Raw genomic sequence first — 18083 nt, 5'->3', positions numbered from 1 at the left:
CGCATTTTCCGAGACCTCAGTCGACCAGGACCACCATTTTGCCCTCGGCCTCGCCGGATTCCATGACCCGATGCGCTTCCCGGATCTGATCGAAGGCGAAGACCCGCGATGGCGCGGCCTCGAGCCGACCAGAACGCCGCCAGCCCAGCTGCCGCCGCCGACGGATCGGCGACTACCATGAAACGGCCCCGCGGGTTCTCCCGCCCCCGTAGCTCAGGGGATAGAGCACGGCTCTCCTAAAGCCGGTGTCGCAGGTTCGAATCCTGCCGGGGGCACCACGTGATTAATGTATTAGCTGCCGGAGCGCGACCATCACTTCCAGAACGCGTTCATCGGCTGGGCGTACGTGTCGTTGTCGGTCAGCGGGGCCAGGGTTCCCGGCGAAGCCCGCAAGGCGTCTTCAATGGTGGCCATCAGGCTGTACTCGTTGTAGTAGGCGTCGGTGGCGAAGTTGCCGGACTGCATTCCCCCAAAGGTCACGGCGCCCGCACTCGGGATGACGATCATCGGAACGTTATTGCCTTGGTTACCGAAGCCCAGTGAGAGGTTGTTGTTGTCCTCGTCCGTGACGATGATGATCGCGTCCTTCTCGTTCGGGTCAGTCCAGGTCTTCGAGCCCTCGATAGTGGAGACCTCCTGCTGGACGAACTGGTCGGCGGCCGCGACGTTGTACTGATGGTCTCCGAGCTGGGTCGCAATGAACTGGAGAACGCCACTAAGCGAGTCGACCGGGCCTTCCCCGTTGTTGTCCTCGTTGGCGGCGATCCAGGTGAATCCGGGGAACTTGCTCGGGTCATTGAGGTCGGTGGACAACTGCGTCAGCGGTAGCAGGTGCTCCTGCAGGTAGTCGGGAGTGTTGCCGTAGACGTAGCTGAAATCGCCAAAGGGCAATTGGTCGGGAGAGTAGTCACCCGACGCCGTCAGGTCGCCCGCCGACGGCATGCTCTGCGCGTAGCCGGCCCAGGTGACACCCGCCTGATCCATCTCCTGCATGAGGTTCGGCGCGTCGATGGTGTTCAGGCCGGTGTTGTAGTCGATCCCGAAGTCCGAGCCGCCCAGGATCCGGAAGTAATTCGGGTCGCTGGGGTGGCCCAGCGCGTAGTAGTTGTCGTCATAACCGTAGGTGTTGATCAGGCTGTTCATGTACGGCGCGTTGGGGCTGCCGACGATGTCGGCGGCACCCTTGTTCTCCATGTAGATCACGAACACGTGGTCGAGCTGGCCGACGTCGGACGTGGGTGCGACCAGAGGTGCGGCGGTAAGGGCTGGATCGCCGACGGTGAACGACTCGTTGTCGGCGTAGGCGCCGTTGTAGTCCCCGAGGTACTTGTTTTCGTCGGTGAAGGTTGTGGTCACCGTCGCCGAGATGGCGCCGTCGGGGACTGTCCCGGTGATCTCCCTGTCCTCAAACCCGGTGAAACCCCAGCGATCCCACACTGTGACGGGATTGAGCGCACCGGTGCCCACCACGTCGCCGTTGGCGTCGAGGAAGCTGACCTGCACTGAGGCATAGGACGGGTTCCACGTTTGGCCACCGAGATCCGCACTGAGCGCATACGGCGTTCCGGCCGCGCCGGCGAGATCGACGGTTTGGCTGATGGTGGACGTGCCCACCGGTCCGCCGCCGGCGAAGTTGTCGCCACCGCCCGGCGGAGGAGTCTGCGGAAAGCCGAACAATCCCGACACGGTCGGCAAGGGAAAGGACACCGGGGATGGATAACCGACCGGGGTGCCATAGCCGATCACGGTCGGTGTGCCAGTCTCGGTCCAGCCCGGTATGGTCACCCCGCTGTAGCCCGAGCCGGATGGATCGGCTGTCTCGAATCCGGGATTGACCAGCAAGTTCTGACTCATCAGTTGCGTGTCAGCGCTGAGCGGGGCAACCGGATCGAAGCTGCCCAGCCAGCCGACGAGTTCGGTATCCAGCTGCGGACCCAACGCGCCGCTGACCGACTCCTGCGTCAAGAAACCGGTGATCGAAGTGAAGATCTGGTCGATGACGACGTCGAACTCATCGGCATGAGCTTCGGGTGTGCACGCCAGCCCGAGGCCCGCAGCCAACGTGGCGCCGACCGCGCCTGTCAGCCCAACCGCACGCCGACCGTGGTCTGCCATCATCCTGCGCGTACTTGGGTCTTGCATCCTGAGACGTCGAAAAGTCATGGCTTAACCCTCTGCAAGCATCGGCGATAAAGCGGCTCAAATTACCAAGCGGCGAAGCCGTCGGGCGGCCGAAGAGGCTCAATGCACAGCACTCCGGCAGGGCTTTTGCACGATCTGCGATACCAAATCTTGCCGTCCGCGCGATGCGGCCCACTTCGGCCGTCCCGCGCTACCTCACGCCCGAAGCTGGCGCTGCAGCAACTGATACCCCCAAGCCAGTACCAACCACGGGACGATCAACCACGGTCCGTTCAGCAGAATGAACTTCACCCCGACGTCCATGAAGCTGGTGGTGTTCACCGAGGGGAACCCGGACAGGATCTCGGTGCCGTAGTAGTACCAGGTCAGCACCGTGTGCGTGACCGCCGTCGACATCACCAGCAGCGTGCCGCGGAAGTCGCGGAACTTCGACCGGTACAACAGCATCAGGCCGGTCAGGCCGATGCAGCCGTTGATCACCGAGAGCACCTCGATCATCAGGAAATTCGGCTCGGCGTAGAGATAGCGCAGATCGCCGCCGTCGATGTAGTTCCACCACGGGTACGCCCAGGCGGCGTCGTGGGCAGCCGGGATCGCCTTGTGCAGAATGAGCCAACCCAATTCCCAGGTCAGGTGCGTCACATAGGAGACGGTGACGAAGGCCAGCACCACACCTTGCAGGCGTTGAAACGGCGTCCACCGCCGCAGTGAGGGGATCGGCAAGAAGGCCGCGAACATGCCCACGAAGTACGCGACCGTCACCTGGACCACCATCGCGCTGGCGATGGTTCCGCGGTCTAGCCCGCTGTGGAATGCCAGATAGCTGTAGAGCGGAAAGCTCACCGCCAGGGATCCGAACGCCAGGATCCACACGGTTCGCAGACCACGCGAGGGCGGCAGCGTTGCGGTGATCGGCGCCGCCGCCGCGGGCTCGGCCGCCGATACCTCTGATGCCGAAGTCATGTGCGTCCTCTTTCGCCCTCGCCCCGCCCAGTAATAATGATTATCTAGATCGGAACCATGATTACTGGCCGACGGTAGCATCGTCGGCGCAACGCCGGTCCGGAAAATGCCGGACCCGAACTCGAGGAGGGGGTGCTCGCCGATGACCGTGGAGGCATCAGCGGATGCGGTGGCCGACATCGGCGACGCCCGGCGGGCCATGTACCGGCACCAGATCCTTGCCGCCGCGGAGCACGAGTTCGCCCGCAACGGCTTCACCGGCGCTCGCGTGGGCGCTATTGCCGCCAGTGCCGGAGTGTCGCTGACCACGGTCTACCGCTACTTCTCGGGTAAAGACGAACTCTGGGATGCCCTCAACGCCCAGCGGATGACCGAGTTCGTCGCGGCAGTGTCCCACCGCGCCGACAGCAACGCCACGGCATTGGAGAACATCCTGAGCGCCGCGCGCGTCGAGATCGAGTTCTTCGCCGCCCGCCCCAATTTTCTGCACGTGCACCTGCGCGACGGCCTCAGCTGGGGCACCGCAACAACACTGATCGACGCCGGTCGCGGACAGCAGCGTGAAGTGTGGCGCACCGGAATGGAGATGATCACCCGCGCCGCGCAGGCCGCGATCGACGCCGGCGAAATCACCGGGCTCCGGGCGAGTGTCGCCGCCTCCCTGGTGATCTCGGCACTACAGATCTGGTTGACCGACTGGGTGGCCGACGGCTGCCGGCAGCCGGTCGAGACCCTGGCCGATGACGTCGTGGCACACCTGCGCCGCTGCCTGACGGCCTAGCGCCGCCGTTGGGTCAGCCGCCGAACCAGTCGTTCAAGTCGAAGCTGGGCGTGGTCGCGACCAGGTCCGCCATGTTGGCCCACTGCTGAGCCGCCCGCTCGCTGAGTTCGGTCGGCCAGTCGTCGTTGGCGGTCAAAATCACCGTCGCCAGATCATCGCGCGCATTGAGCAGCCCGGCCAGAATGCTGGTGTTCGGATTGAACAGTGCGTCATTGACCGCCGTGATGAACATCTGCGGCAGCAGCACCGACAGCGCGGTCTGGGTCATCGCCAGGGAGATAGGCAGCATGACGTCACTGGTCAGCACGGGCAGGTTGTTCAGCACCGCGGTCAGGCTCTCCACCGGGTTCTCCACGACACTGCGCCACACAGCATCCCAGTCGGGGCTGAGCGCGTCGGTGAACCGCAGCTCAATCGGGGTAGAGGGCTGCACGCCGAAAACCGACTCGAAGTCCTCGTTGCCCATCAGTGCTGCCATCCCGTTCATCACCACGTGCTGCAGCACCCACGCGGGCTGGGCACCCATCCGAGACACGTCCAAGCCGTAGTCGTAGGAGAACACCCGCTGAGCCATGTCTGCGGCATACTCGGCGGGACTGACCGCTGGTGTGTCGTTGGGCAGGTACTGGGCGAGCTCACCGACCGGCACCACCTGGGCCGTGACTCCCAGGCCGATGGCACCGTCTCGGTCGTCGACGTTCTCAAAGCGGGCGAAGATCTCGCCCCGCGACAGTCCGCCGGTGTCCAGCCAGTTCGCCACGCCCGGATTCGTCGCACTGACAACGTAATAGGTGTAGCCGTCCTCGGCTTGGTACGTGGTGGTGTGGTTGAGGGTGGTCTGGGCCATGACGTAGGGCAACGCGCCGCCGTAGACGTTCATCAGCTCGATGCCGCTGTAGGCCGCGTCCACCGTGGGCACCTTCAGGATCAGCGCCTCACCGGGATCGAGATCCCAGTTGCCGCCGGTGACGACCGCGGACTCCAGTCCCACGCCGTAACTGGTCTCGGGGGCCAGCGTCATCATCGTGTTCGCGGGCACTTCCATGCCCACCGACGCCCCACCTTCGATGCTGCGCTGGTTGAACGGGCCGACGATCTGGGCGAAGGCGCTGAACAGCATGTTCAACACGTCGTCGACGGAGCCGATGTTGGCCGGCCCGCTCGGCGTCTCGGATCCGCCTTCGGTTGGGAAGAATCCGCCGGCGGGAATAGAGAAGAACGGCGGGCAGTCAGCGACACACTGAATGCTGACGCTGCCCGGCCCCTTGGCCCAGTCGCCCAGCATGTCGCGGATCAGCAGGGACGCCGCACCCCCGACGGTGGCGTCGGAGGAGTCCAGGAAGTTCACCGCGCCGGCCGGGGCCTCGGGCCCAATGTAGACGGTGAAATTGCCGTTGGCATCGACCACCAGGCCGTGGCCCAGCTCGAGGTCCTCGATGGTGTGGGCGGTGGCACCGGTGACGGCTGTGGTGCTGATCGAGAAGTGCTCGGTCCCCCCGCCGAGGTTTCCGGTGAGCACGTATGTCGCACCGGGAGCCAGTCCGGCCGTGACGTGGTAGTAGATATCAGGGGTGAAGTAGTCGAAGTATTGGCGTGAGTCCGCGACGGTGCCGGCTATCACTTCGGGAGACTGGAAGAACACACCGTTGAACAGTTCGGTCACCCGCGACAGCCCGGCGGTGAACAGCTGATAGTTGGTGTTACGCAGCATCGTCATCAGCACGTCGCCGTCGTCGGGCGAGGCATAAGGCAATGCCAAGTCGAAAGCCCGCGCATCGTTCATGGCGGCGAGCAGGTCATCGAGTGACTGCTGATATCCCGCAGTCAAGGCCACGGAGGGCACGGCACCCCCGGCGGCCGGCACCGGCGAGCCCATCACCAGCGACAACGCACTGCCCACCGCGGCCGCGGCGACCCCGTACCGCCGCACGCGGCTCACGCGGTCCACGGCCCCAGCTCCGATCACGCCCACGACCACTCCCCGATCTTGTTCATGATTCTCTGGTTTAACTCACGGCGAATTTTTATTTTTCGACGATACGTCGGGGCCTGACCGGGTGCAATAGTCGCCGTGCACAGACCGCAACCCGTGTCGGTAAACCCATTGCCGGCATCGGCCAGGGCCGCCAGGTAGGTTGCGCTGCATGTCCAAGCGATGGCTGTGTGCGTGGGGAACGGTGACGGCGGCCCTGGTCTTGAGCGGATGCGGACTGACCGTCACCAAGGCCGGCACCGACCCGGTGGCCAACCTCGCCCCCCGCAGCACCCCCAACGGCATGGTGCTGGTGTCACCGGACAACTTCGTGCGGGCCGTCACCGACCAGGAGTTCACCAACGTCGTCAACGAAAACGGCTTCGGACGTTTCTTTCACATGCGCGAACTCACCCCGATCGACCGCCAGCTGGTGGTGCGGTCCAACCGCGACACCCTGTATTCGGCGGCGGTGTTCGACCTACAGGCCGCTCCGGTGACACTGACCCTGCCCGACCCGGGCAAGCGATACATGTCGGCACAAGTGATCAACCAGGACGAGTACGTCACCGACATGTTCTACGGCGGCGGCGAACACACCCTCGACGAAAAGCACGCCGGGACCCGCTATGCGATGGTGGTCGTGCGAATTCTGGCCGACCCGGGCGACCCGGCCGATCTGGCCACCGCACACCGGCTGCAGGACGGCATCGCCGTGAGCCAGGACAACATCGGCAGCTTCGATGTACCGCGATGGGATCCGGTGAGCCAGAAGAAGGTCACCGACGCGTTGCTGGACCTGGCTCAGACCATCCCCGACACCCGGGGCATGTTCGGCAGCGAGGCCGACACCGACCCGGTGCGGCATCTGATCGGGGCGGCCGCGGCCTGGGGCGGCAACTCCGAGCAGGAGGCGCTGTATCTCAACGTCACCCCGGCCCGCAACGACGGCAACACCGTGTATCGCCTGACCGTCAAAGATGTTCCGGTGAAAGCCTTCTGGTCGGTCACCGTCTACAACAAGAACGGCTACCTCACCGAGAACCCCCAGCAGGCATACTCGGTGAACGACATCACCGCCGACAAGTCCGCAGACGGCTCTGTCACCGTGCAGTTCGGCGGGTGCTCCGACGACAACACCGCCAACTGCCTGCCTATTACGCCGGGCTGGAACTACCTGGTGCGGCTCTACCAGCCGGAGAAGGAGATCCTCTCGGGCAAGTGGGTGTTCCCGGCCGCACAACCGGATGAGTCGGCGAACGGCGAGCCCCGTTCTGCGGCCTCGACGCCGACACCGGCGCCCACGCCGCGCCCGGCACGCTGACCCGTATCCGGAGCGAGGTTGAGGAGGCCGTCGATGCAGAGGGCATTTCGCTTCGGGGTGGGCCTGAACTCGACCCGTTCCGCGCCCGAGCTGGCGCAGACCGCGCGGCGACTGGAAGGTTTCGGGTTCGACGTCCTGCACGTACCCGATCATCTCGGCGCTCCCGCCCCTTTCCCGGTCCTGGTCGCGGCCGCCGCGGCGACCTCCACGATCCGGCTGGGCACCTACGTGCTCAACGCCTGCTTCTACCGCCCGGCGCTGTTGACCCGTGACGTCGCCGACACCGACCTGCTCTCGGGCGGACGGCTGGAGGTGGGCCTGGGCGCGGGTTACGTGCGCGCGGAGTTCGAGGCCGCCGAGATGGATTTTCCGACCGCCGCGCGGCGCATCGCCTATCTGGAACATGTCACCCGATACGTGGCGACACACCAGCCGCGCGTACCGATACTGATTGCCGGCAGCGGCGACCGGCTGCTGACCGTGGCGGCGCGCCACGCCGACATCATCGGACTGACCGGCGCGCGGGTCGGCGGTGCCGATGATCCGCTGGCCGAGCGCGTCGGTTTCGTGCGCGCGGCCGCCGGCGACCGGTTCGAGGCCCTGGAGCTGAACCTGGCCATCACCGCATTGCCGACCGACGGCTCAGGGGTTCCCGATCTGGCACTGACCCGCCGCTTCGCGCCGACGCTGTCTGATGAGGAGCTGCTAGCCTCGCCTGCCGTGCTGTCCGGATCGGTGGCCGACATGGCCGAGACCCTGCGCCAGTACCGGCACCGCTACGGGGTCAGTTACTTCACCGTCCAGCAGCAACACGCCGAGGCGTTCGCCGAGGTCATCGCCGCACTGCGCTGACCAGCGCCCACACCGAACACCCCAGCGCACCCGCGACGGCGGCCGCCCCAAGGTAGAACCCATAACCCGGCGTTATCGGCGCCACGACGTTCAGCCGGTAGTACCAGAGGCCCAGCGCAGCGATGAGCACCGCATCCAGCACGGCGACCACCGCGGCCAACCGGGTGAACAACTCCCGGGCCACCATCGCGCCGGCAACCAGCAGCACCGAGGCCAGCAGCACGATCAACTGGCCGACACCGAAGCGCGGCGGCAGCACGATGGCGCCGGCACTACCGCCTATCGCACTGGCATGCCCGCCGCCCTCGGCCGAGGTGATCAGCCACGGCAGCCACGCGCTGGCCGACAGAATCGCCGCGCACAGTGCGATCAGCCAACCGGGACGCGAGCGAGTCATGTTGTGACACTAGCCCGCATCGATCAGCTCGCCGGCGCGCGGCATGGTCAACCTCCGCCGCAGATCCAGCCGCGCCAGGAACCCCGCGTCATGACTCACCACGATGAACGCTCCCCGATAGGCCGCCAGTGCCTCGACCAGCTGATCAACACTGGCCAGATCCAGGTTGTTGGTCGGTTCGTCGAGCAGCAAGAGCTGCGGCGGCGGGTCGGCGAGCAGTAGCTGGGCCAGCGCAACACGGAATCGCTCACCACCGGAGAGGGTCCCCACCGGCCGGGTGACACTGTCGGCGTCCAGCAGGAACCGGGCTAACTGGGCGCGTACCGCCTGCGGTTCACTGCCGGAGATCGCCGACACGGCGTCGAACGCCGACACCGTGTCGTCCAAGTGGTCCAGCCGCTGCGGAAGGTAGCCGACCCGGTCGGTCAACAGGCGACCGGCCGCACCCGTGCGCAGGGCTTCCAGCAGCGTCGTCTTGCCGACTCCGTTCGGGCCGTCCAGGCCGATACGCTCTGGGCCCTGCACAATGAGCGGTCCGTCGACACCCGGCAGCTCTGCCAGCCGGCGACTGGTGGGCACATCCGGGTCTGGAAGCACCACCCGAATGTGCTCATCGCGGCGGACCCGGGCCGCGGCAGTCTCCGCGTCGGCTCGCGCATCAGCCAACCGGCTGCCGGAACTCGCGCGTAGTTTGCCCGCCGATACCTGGGCATTGGCGGCGTTCTGGTTCATCACGATCTTCGCGGCGCGCTTGTTCTGACGGGCGACCTGGGCCGCCCGGTGACGCCGCGCGAGCCGGGTCTCGGCGTCGACGCGCTGACGTTTCTCCACCTTGATCGCCTGTTCCGCGGTTCGGACCGCCGCCCGGGCCGCGGCTTGCTCGGACTCCAGGTGCTCCCGCCACGCACGGTAGGGGCCCCCGAACGTGGTGAGGCGCCCGTCGTAGAGCTCGGCGGTGTCGTCCATCTGCTCCAACAGCGCGGTGTCGTGGCTGGCCACGATCAGCGCGCCCGGCCACGCGTCGACCAACCGGGCCAGCGCGGCACGCGCGGCACGGTCGAGATTGTTGGTCGGCTCGTCGAGCAGGGTGATCGGGGCGGCCTGCAGCCGCAGCCCGGTCAGCGCGACCAGCATCGCCTCGCCGCCGGAGAGCTCACCCACCCGGCGGTCGAGGTCACGTGACCCGAATCCGATGTCGCGCAACGCCACATCCACACGGGTTTCGATGTCCCAGTCGTCACCGACGACCTCGAAATGAGTCACGTCGGCGTCGCCGCTTTCGATCGCCCGCAGTGCGGCGAGTTGCTCAGCGACGCCGAGCAACTCGGCGATCGAGGCATCGGCTGCCAGGGTCAGCGCCTGCGGCAGATAGGCCACCGGACCCGACCGGGTGATGTGCCCAGCCGTGGCGGTGAGTTCCCCGGTGATCAGCCGGAACAGGGTCGACTTTCCGGCACCGTTGGTACCGACCAGCCCAGTTCGGCCGATTCCGAACGAACCGGTGATGCCTGTCAGCGCGGCGGTGCCGTCCGGCCAGGCGAAGTCGACGCCGGCGAAGGTGACGGCAGGGAGTGAGTCAGAAAAAGGGAAGGACATGCGGTCTCCGGAAGGTCAGCGGGTGCGCTGACAACCGGGACCGGACTACGGCAACTCGTCGGTGATCAGCGCGCGGGCAGCGGCGTGAGACCGGTGATGCCTGTCATTTCCTGACCTCCTGTGAAGCAACAGTCGCCACCGTAGTCGCGAGGCGACCTGGCGTGCAACCGATTAAACCGAGGCGAAGACCGCGACGAACCTACGCAGCGACTCGTTGATGTCGCTCTTGAGCGCGGCGGCCACCAGCATGCCGATGGGTCCGAACAGCGCGGGCCCACCCAGGTGAACATCGAAACTGACCTTGGAACCGTCGCCCTGCGGGGCGACCTTCGCGAGCAGCTTGATCTTGACTCCGCCCTTACCGTCGCCGTTGAGCGTCATTCCGGTAGGCGGCTTGTAGTTCACGATCGTCCAGCTGATCTTGTTGAGCATGCCCTTGACCTCGACGATCGACTCCAAGGTGGTGCCCTTGTCGAGATTCTCCGGCAGCACACTGCGCCAGACCCGGTGAATGGTCAGCCACTCTTTGTAGCGCGACAGATCCGAGGCGTGCGCCCATGCCTGCTCGGGCGGCAATGGGACGTCGATGGATCCGGAGAGCTTGGCCATGTCGTCTTTCCCCTTGTGTCACGGTTTATCGGTGGGCCATTGTGGTCGTTGCCGACTCCCGCCACAACTTCGGCCGCTCGCCGAGCATCCCGCCCCGCGCCCACCACATCGCCTCGATGGCGGCAGCGCCGAGGGCTCCGATACCCAAGGCCAGCAAGGTCAACGCCATGTTGGAGGGGTCCAACAGAAACTTCTCCCGGGTCAGCGGCATCGCGAAAATCGCCACGTAAGCCAATCCGCAGGAGATCACCAGCAGCAGACGCCACCATTGATAGGGCCGCGCCACCACGGCCAGCACCCATCCGGCCGTGGTCAGCAGCGTGATCAGCGCACTGGTAGAGGCCTGGATCTGCTGGACCGACGTCGCTTCGCTGCCCCGGTAGGCCACCAGGTACGACACGAAGGTGGCGATACCCACCACCACACCGGCCGGCAGCGCCCCACTCATCACCCGCCGCACGAATCCGGGGTGCGCCCGCTCGTTGTTCGGCGCCAGCGACAGGATGAACGAGGGGATGCCGATGGTGAACCACGCCGCGACCGTGACATGGATCGGCTGGAAGGGGTACAGCAGCGGCTTGGTGCCGAACAGTGCCGAAGCCAGCCCCACCAGGCCCACCAGCAGCGCGAGAAGCACCGAATACACCGTCTTGGTCAGGAACAGGTTCGCCACGCGCTCGATGTTGCCGATCACCCGGCGGCCCTCACCCACGACGTAGGGCAGGGTGGCGAATTTGTTGTCCAGGAGGACGATCTGGGCCACCGACCGCGCCGCGGAGCTCCCCGCCCCCATCGCGACACCGATATCGGCGTCCTTGAGCGCGAGTACGTCGTTGACGCCGTCGCCTGTCATCGCCACCGTATGGTCGCGTGCCTGGAGCGCGTGCACCATGGCCCGCTTCTGATCGGGGCGCACTCTGCCGAAAACGGTGTGGTCCTCCACCGCAGCAGCGAGCCGGTCTGGTTCGGTCGGGAGCTTGCGGGCGTCCATCGCGTCCCCGGGCAGTCCCAGTTCCGCGGCTACCGCACCCACCGAAACCGCATTGTCTCCAGAGATCACTTTGACTGAAACATCTTGCGCGGCAAAGTATTCCAAGGTATCGCGGGCGTCGGGGCGTAGCCGCTGCTCCAATACCACCAGCGCCGCGGGGGTCACCTGTCCCGGCGCACCGGGGTGGTCCACGGGTTGGTCGCAGGCCCCCAGCAGTAACACCCGAAGACCCCGGGCCCCGATCCGTTCGGCCTGCTCAGCGACTGCCGATGACGGGTCCAGCAGCACATCCGGCGCGCCGATCACCCAGTTCCCATGCTCGGAGAACGAGAGACCGCTCCATTTGGTGGCCGACTTGAATGACGCACAGGCACTCGGCGTCCAGCCCGGCGACGTGGGGAATGCCTCGGCGATCGCCTGGATGCTCGCATTGGGGCGGGCGTCGGCGGCAGCCAGGGCGGCCAGCGCCTCTCGCACCGGAAGACCTTCGGCGCCATCAAGTTCGGCGATCTGCGACACCCGCATTCCATTCTCGGTGAGGGTGCCGGTCTTGTCGGCGCACACCACATCGACTCGGGCCAGGCCTTCGATCGCGGGCAGTTCCTGCACCAGGCACTGCTTCCGACCCAGCCGCACGACCCCCACGGCGAACGCCAAAGACGTCATGAGCACCAGGCCTTCGGGCACCATCGGCACCAAGGCGCCCACCATGGCCAGCACCGATGCCCGCCAGCCCACATCCGTGGTGAACAGCTGGGTGTAGATGATCAACAGGCCCGCCGGAATCAACAGGTAGGTGATGAATTTCAGGATCTGGTCGATACCGGAGCGCAGTTCGGATTTCACCAGCGTGAACTTGCTGGCCTCCTCGGCCAGTTTGGCGGCATAGGCCTCACGCCCCACCCGGGTGGCCCGATAGGCCCCACTGCCGGACACCACGAAGCTGCCCGACATCACCTGGTCGTCAAGACCTTTGCCGATCGGATCCGCTTCACCGGTGAGCAGCGACTCATCGACCTCCAGGTCGGCCGACTCCACGACCTGACCGTCGACCACGATCTGGTCGCCCGGCCCCAGCTCGATGACGTCGTCGAGCACCACGTCGCCCGGCGGCAGCTGCTGCGCGCCAGACTGCCTGCGCACCAGGGGTTTCGCCTGGCCGATGATCGCCAGTCTATCCAGCGTCTGTTTGGCCCGGATCTCCTGCACCAACCCGATGACACTGTTGAAGACGATGAGCAGACCGAACAGTCCGTTGATCAGTGAACCGGTGGTCAGCACGATGACCAACAGCACGCCCAGAATGGCGTTGATGCGGGTGAAGACGTTGGCCCGGACGATCTCACGGATGCTGCGCGCGGCACGCGCCGGAATGTCGTTGGTCTGGCCCTGCTCGACTCGCTGGGCGACCTGCGCATCAGTGAGTCCTGCGGTTCGCGCTGTCGTCAACGGGTGAACCTTCCCAGCTTGTCGTGATCGAAGTACTCCAGCGCCACCGCATCCTTGGTGAAGGTCGCCTTGGAGATCGTTCCCTCCGGTGCGTTCTCACCCTGCAGCGTGAAGGTGAAAGTGTCACCGTCGTAGTGGGTCAACCGGAACTGTTGGTGTCGCGGACCGAGTGCTACCTCAAGGGCACCGTGGTCCTCGGTCACGGCGACCGGCCCCCAGTAGCTGTTGGTGTAGTCGCCGACATATGCCGACAGCGGCTGGGCTGCGGCCGGCCGGGCCGGTGGCGGGGTACCCACCAAGGAGCCCTCCGGTTGCGACATCGGCGCGAACGCCTGCTGGTACAGAGTCGCCCAGTTCTCGCGGATCTCGCCGTACTGGACCAGGTCCAGGAATTGGGCGATCAGGGTCTCCGGGACGCCGACCGGGGCGGCGTTGGTCAGCACCACGATGCCGACGTCCTGCGACGGCAATGCCGAAAACGCGGTCGCGGCACCGAGCAGGAACGCGCCCGAGTGGCCGTACTGGGTGCGCCCCGATGAGGTGATCGACACCGTGAACCCCTGGCCGTAGAGCCCAGCCCGTGCCGTGGCGACCGTGGCAGGGGCGCTGATCACCTGAGGCGTGATCGCGGGGAGCAACGCCTCGGGCGCGATGATCTGGGTGCCGTGGTGGCTGCCGTTGGCCAGCACCATGGTCAGCCACCGCGCCATATCGTTCACCGACGAGCTGACCCCGCCCGCCGGGGACTGCGCGTCCGGATTGCGTTGATAGCCAGGCTCGTAGCCCTCGCCTTCCTTGACGTGCGTGACCGCCCGATTGGGCCGTGCCAGGTAGTCGCCGAAGCGGGAACTGGTCGAGGCCATTCCCAGCGGCCGGTACAGCACATCGGCGCTCAGCTGCTCCCACTCGACGCCGGCTGCTGCGGCGACCGCCTCTGCGGCGGCGGTGACACCGAAGTTGGTGTAGTCGTAGCTGTCGCGGAACGAGGACAGCGGGAGATAGCGGAGCCGCTGCAGCACTTCCCGGCGGCCATAGCCCAGGTCTTCAAGACCATCGCCGGCATGGTCGGGCAACCCGGACCGGTGCGCGTACAGGTCGGCGATGGTGAGGTGGTCGGTGACGTAGGGATCAGACAGCGCAAACCACGGCAGTTGTGTCACCACCGGGGTGTCCCACGCGACCGCCCCGGCACCGACCTGCTGCGCTACCACGGTGGCACCGACCGATTTGGACATCGACGCCAGCTGAAACACCGTGTCAGCGTCCACCGCATTGTCCGGCCCCTGGCCGTTGCGGGTATCGCGAACTCCGAAGCCCTTGGCGTACAGGGTCTTCCCGCCGTGCACGACCGCGACGGCCAGTCCAGGCACTCCGGTGCTGTCCATCAGTTCGCGCACCAGGCCGTCGATTCTGGCCACCGCTGCATCGACGCGGCCCTCGGGGATGTCCACTCCCGATACCTCGTTCGGCGAGGTGTCCTGCAGTGCCGGGGGCGCTGCCGCGGGAGCACATCCCGCGGCGCCGAAGAGCAGCACCGTGGCCCCGGCCGCAGCCGCCCACCTGGTCATGGCGCTACGGCCTCCACCACGCCGAAGTCGCGGCGACGCCGGGCTGCACCCGGCCACCGGGCCTGGGCACCGCCACCGTCACCCCGGCAGCTTCCGCGGCGGTCAGTAACCGCTCCACCGGCTCGGCCCAGCGGTGCGGCGCCAGCCGGAACGTGCCCCAGTGAATGGGCACCAACAGTCCCGACGGCGATGCGTTCACGTCGAGGTGCGCCCGGACCGCCTCTTCGGGGTTCATGTGGACGTCCGGCCAGGCGGTGTTGTAGGCCCCGATCGGCAACAGCGTTACGTCGAACGGGCCATGGTCGGCGCCGATCGCAGCGAAGCTGCCCGTGTAGCCGCTGTCGCCGCCGAAGTAGACCCGGTGGGTGGGCCCGGCGATCACCCAGGACGCCCACAGGGTCTGATTGCGGGTGAGGAAACGTCCGGAGAAGTGCCGGGCGGGGGTGCAGGTCACGGTGAGATCGCCCAGCGCGGTGTGCTCATCCCAGTCGAGTTCGATCACGCGGTCAGCCGGAACGCCCCACTCTCGCAGGTGTGCGCCGACTCCCAGCGGGACGACGAACGGTGCCCGCTGACTGCGGGCCAGTGCGGTGACGGTGTCGATGTCGAGGTGGTCGTAGTGGTCGTGGCTCACCACGATCGCGTCCAGTGCGGGCAGCGCCGACAACCCCACCGGCGGGGGGTGCAGCCGCCGGGGACCAACGGCGTCCGACGGCGAGCAGCGTTCGCTCCAGACGGGGTCGGTCAGAACGCGGTAGCCGTCGATCTCGACCAGGGCCGTGGCATGCCCCAGCCAGACGATCGCCAGCGGATCGGGGTCGGCGCTGAAATCGGGTACGTCCAGCGGGATCGGTTCCGGGGGCCGCCGCGCCCCGCGGTCGGCGAACAGCTCCCGCAGCATCAGCCGCTGTTGTTCACGGTCCATGTTGACCGCCGCGGCGCGTTCGAGGTTGTGGAAGATCCCGTCGCGGTAGTTGCCCGATCGGGCCGCCACCGCGTCGATGGCGCCGGGTGCCGCACCCAAGGCGGCGGGGGTGCCACGCAGTGCGCGCAGCGTCCAGCCGCCGGCGACCAGTGAGGCGGTGGCCGTACCCAGCCGAAGTGCTCCACGCAGCATGACCACGAGTCTAGGGTGGCGGCCCGCGGGCTCCGTCGCGTTTAGGCTCCCTGGAACTTCGGCGGTCGCTTCTCCACGCGCGCCACCTGGGCCTCGATGACGTCTTGGGAACTCCAGGCCTTGTCGAACAGCTCCTTGTGCACCGGCTGCTGTTCCTCGAAGGCGCCATCGTCGTTGAGCACCCGCTTGGCGTGCTGCAGTGCCAGCGGCGCCAGCCCGGCGATCTCGTGCGCCCAGGCCTGCGCGTCGGCGACGGTGCCCAGCCGGTTGGCCATACCGGTTAGCAGTGCCTCATCGGCCGGCAGCTTCTCCGCGGTCAGCATCATCGCCCGGGCCCGCCCATAACCGACCAGTGAGGTCAGTCGCCGGATGCTCCAGTTGTCCAGCGCCAGACCGTACTTAGCCACCGGGAACTGGAAGAAGGCCTCGGGGGCCACCACCCGCAGATCGCAGACCATCGCCAATTGCAGGCCGGCGCCGATCGCGGCCCCGTTGATGGCGCCGATCACCGGCACCGGGACGTCGGCGATGCTCTGGTGCAGGGCGACCAGCTTGTCGGGGTAGTCGGCGGCGAACGCGTCACCCGACAGGTCCGCGCCGGCGCAGAACACCGTGCCCTGCCCGGTCAGCACGATCGCGCGGACGTCATGGGTGGCGGCGTCCAAGACCGCCTCCCGCAACTCGGTGACGAGCTGGGAGTTCAACGCGTTGCGGCGCTCGGGGCGCTGCAGCTCGATGGTCGTGACTGCTTCATCGCGGGTAACACCGATCATGAGATCCCAGCCTATTAGCCTCGATCTGTGAGCGGACCGGGGCCGATGAACTGCGCGAAGCCATGCTGGATCGCGGCTCGTTCCTCAGTTGGGACACCGCGCCGCTGACCGTGCCGGTCAGTGACGAATATGCCGCCGAGCTGGCCGCCGCCCGGGCTGCCAGCGGCCGCGACGAGGCCGTCCTCACCGGCGAAGGCCGGATCAATGGCCGCAGGGTCGCGGTGATCGCCAGTGACTTCGACTTCCTCGCGGGCTCGATCGGGGTGGCGGCCGCCGAGCGGATCACCGCCGCGATCCAGCGGGCCACCGCCGAACGACTGCCGCTGCTGGCATCGCCGAGTTCGGGCGGCACCCGGATGCAGGAGGGCACCGTCGCGTTCCTGCAGATGGTCAAGATCGCCGCCGCGGTCGAGCTGCACAAGCGGGCGCACCTGCCCTACCTGGTGTATCTGCGCCATCCCACCACCGGCGGGGTGTTCGCCTCCTGGGGGTCGCTGGGGCACGTCACGCTGGCCGAACCCGGGGCGCTGGTGGGGTTCCTGGGGCCGCGGGTCTACGAACAGCTCTACGGTGCCCCGTTCCCGCCGGGCGTCCAGACCGCCGAGAACCTGCAGGCCTACGGGGTGATCGACGGGGTCATCCCGCTGAAGTGGCTGCGCCGCACCTGCGCGCGGGCGCTGAAGGTGATGCTCGACGACCCCGGCTCTGCACCTGCGGCACCGCCCGCCGAGCTCATTCCCGACGTGCCGGCATGGGACTCGGTGTGCGCGTCGCGGCGCCCCGATCGACCGGGCGCGGGATTTCTGCTGCGCCACGGCGCCACCGAACGGGTCTTCCTGTCCGGCACCGGCAGCACCGATCGCGGTGCCACCATCGTGCTGGCGTTGGCCCGGTTCGGCGGTCAGCCCGCCGTGGTGTTGGGGCAGCTTCGCGGGGCAGATCGCCTGACCGACCCGGTGGCGCTGCGCGACGCACGTCGCGGCATGGCGCTGGCGGCGGGACTGCGACTGCCGCTGGTGCTGATCATCGACACACCCGGCCCGGCGCTGTCGGTGGAGGCCGAGCAGGGCGGACTGGCATCCCAGATCGCGGCTTGTCTGGCCGAGCTGGTCACGCTCGAGGTGCCGACGGTGTCGGTGCTGCTCGGTCAGGGCAGTGGTGGTCCGGCGTTGGCCATGGTGCCGGCGGATCGAGTGCTGGCCGCACTGCACGGTTGGCTGGCACCGCTGCCGCCCGAGGGTGCCAGCGCCATCGTGTTCCGCGACACCGGGCACGCCGCGGAGCTCTCGGCCGCGCAGGGTATTCGCTCGGCCGATCTGCGGGCCGACGGCATCGTGGACGTGATCGTCGGCGAGCATCCGGATGCGGCCGAAGAACCGATCGACTTCACCAAGCGCATGGCGCAGGCGATCGCCGTCGAGCTGCATGGGCTGCGCGGCGTCCCGGCGGAGCAACGGATGGCGGCCCGGTTGCAGCGCTATCGCCGAATCGGGTTGCCCAATCTCGCCGAGCCCGACGTTTTGCAGTGAAAGTGCGGGTAGCGGCCTGC

The 18083-nt window shown here is 67.0% G+C and carries 15 protein-coding genes and 1 tRNA gene; 5 read left to right on the top strand and 11 right to left on the bottom strand.

Going from position 1 to position 18083, the window contains the following annotated elements; translation table 11 throughout:
- Positions 1–16: 16 nt before the first annotated feature.
- Complete coding sequence (locus tag G6N09_RS12150; protein ID WP_407662694.1) at positions 17–148, bottom strand: zinc-binding dehydrogenase; 132 nt, start codon at positions 146–148, stop codon at positions 17–19.
- Positions 149–202: 54 nt separating this feature from the next.
- On the opposite strand from G6N09_RS12150, the gene G6N09_RS12145 reads away from it, so the two are divergent.
- Positions 203–278: transfer RNA gene (locus G6N09_RS12145), tRNA-Arg, on the top strand.
- Positions 279–312: 34 nt separating this feature from the next.
- Here the strand turns inward: G6N09_RS12145 and G6N09_RS12140 are convergent.
- A complete protein-coding gene (locus tag G6N09_RS12140) occupies positions 313–2118 on the bottom strand; it encodes an alkaline phosphatase family protein (protein ID WP_163752779.1) in 1806 nt (601 codons plus the stop codon).
- A 219-nt stretch (positions 2119–2337) separates the two neighbouring features.
- The gene (locus G6N09_RS12135; RefSeq protein WP_083026840.1) at positions 2338–3105 is read right to left on the bottom strand and encodes a hypothetical protein; all 768 of its coding nucleotides are present in this window, start codon (positions 3103–3105) and stop codon (positions 2338–2340) included.
- A gap of 142 nt (positions 3106–3247) precedes the next feature.
- Here G6N09_RS12135 and G6N09_RS12130 point away from each other — a divergent pair, with 142 nt between their 5' ends.
- A complete protein-coding gene (locus G6N09_RS12130) occupies positions 3248–3886 on the top strand; it encodes a TetR/AcrR family transcriptional regulator (protein ID WP_234807060.1) in 639 nt (212 codons plus the stop codon).
- 13 nt (positions 3887–3899) lie between these two features.
- Here G6N09_RS12130 and G6N09_RS12125 read toward each other — a convergent pair whose 3' ends face one another.
- The gene (locus G6N09_RS12125; RefSeq protein WP_083026895.1) at positions 3900–5858 is read right to left on the bottom strand and encodes a hypothetical protein; all 1959 of its coding nucleotides are present in this window, start codon (positions 5856–5858) and stop codon (positions 3900–3902) included.
- A gap of 313 nt (positions 5859–6171) precedes the next feature.
- Between G6N09_RS12125 and G6N09_RS12120 the strand changes: the two genes are divergently transcribed.
- Together G6N09_RS12120 and G6N09_RS12115 are read left to right on the top strand one after the other, a co-directional pair.
- Positions 6172–7182 carry a DUF1214 domain-containing protein gene (locus G6N09_RS12120; RefSeq protein ID WP_083026894.1) on the top strand — a complete coding sequence of 337 codons (1011 nt, stop codon included), beginning with the start codon at positions 6172–6174 and terminating at the stop codon, positions 7180–7182.
- Between the two features lie 33 nt (positions 7183–7215).
- Positions 7216–8034 (top strand): TIGR03621 family F420-dependent LLM class oxidoreductase, encoded by an 819-nt coding sequence (locus tag G6N09_RS12115; protein WP_083026839.1) that lies wholly within the window; start codon positions 7216–7218, stop codon positions 8032–8034.
- Here G6N09_RS12115 and G6N09_RS12110 read toward each other — a convergent pair.
- From G6N09_RS12110 to G6N09_RS12080, 7 genes are all read right to left on the bottom strand, one after another.
- Positions 8015–8431: a hypothetical protein gene (locus G6N09_RS12110; protein WP_083026838.1), complete on the bottom strand. Its 417-nt coding sequence runs from the start codon at positions 8429–8431 to the stop codon at positions 8015–8017. The genes G6N09_RS12115 and G6N09_RS12110 overlap by 20 nt on opposite strands.
- 9 nt (positions 8432–8440) lie before the next feature.
- Positions 8441–10027, bottom strand: a complete 1587-nt coding sequence (locus G6N09_RS12105) for an ATP-binding cassette domain-containing protein (RefSeq protein WP_083026837.1) — start codon at positions 10025–10027, stop codon at positions 8441–8443.
- A 171-nt stretch (positions 10028–10198) separates the two neighbouring features.
- Entirely contained in the window at positions 10199–10636 is a 438-nt protein-coding gene (locus tag G6N09_RS12100) for a type II toxin-antitoxin system Rv0910 family toxin (RefSeq protein ID WP_083026836.1), read from the bottom strand.
- Positions 10637–10661: 25 nt separating this feature from the next.
- Complete coding sequence (locus tag G6N09_RS12095) at positions 10662–13076, bottom strand: cation-translocating P-type ATPase (RefSeq protein ID WP_083026835.1); 2415 nt, start codon at positions 13074–13076, stop codon at positions 10662–10664.
- Positions 13073–14644, bottom strand: coding sequence for a serine hydrolase (locus G6N09_RS12090; RefSeq protein WP_083026834.1), 1572 nt, complete (start codon positions 14642–14644; stop codon positions 13073–13075). The genes G6N09_RS12095 and G6N09_RS12090 overlap by 4 nt, the downstream gene beginning before the upstream one ends.
- 4 nt (positions 14645–14648) lie before the next feature.
- Positions 14649–15761: an MBL fold metallo-hydrolase gene (locus tag G6N09_RS12085; protein ID WP_083026893.1), complete on the bottom strand. Its 1113-nt coding sequence runs from the start codon at positions 15759–15761 to the stop codon at positions 14649–14651.
- Between the two features lie 41 nt (positions 15762–15802).
- Positions 15803–16534, bottom strand: coding sequence for an enoyl-CoA hydratase (locus G6N09_RS12080; protein ID WP_083026833.1), 732 nt, complete (start codon positions 16532–16534; stop codon positions 15803–15805).
- Between the two features lie 62 nt (positions 16535–16596).
- Here G6N09_RS12080 and G6N09_RS12075 point away from each other — a divergent pair, with 62 nt between their 5' ends.
- Positions 16597–18063 carry an acetyl-coenzyme A carboxylase carboxyl transferase subunits beta/alpha gene (locus G6N09_RS12075; RefSeq protein WP_083026832.1) on the top strand — a complete coding sequence of 489 codons (1467 nt, stop codon included), beginning with the start codon at positions 16597–16599 and terminating at the stop codon, positions 18061–18063.
- Positions 18064–18083: the final 20 nt, after the last annotated feature.

The organism is Mycolicibacter minnesotensis (assembly GCF_010731755.1).
Classification (GTDB): domain Bacteria; phylum Actinomycetota; class Actinomycetes; order Mycobacteriales; family Mycobacteriaceae; genus Mycobacterium; species Mycobacterium minnesotense.
Note: the sequence above shows the minus strand (reverse complement) of the source record. Positions and strands in the feature narration are given on the sequence as shown.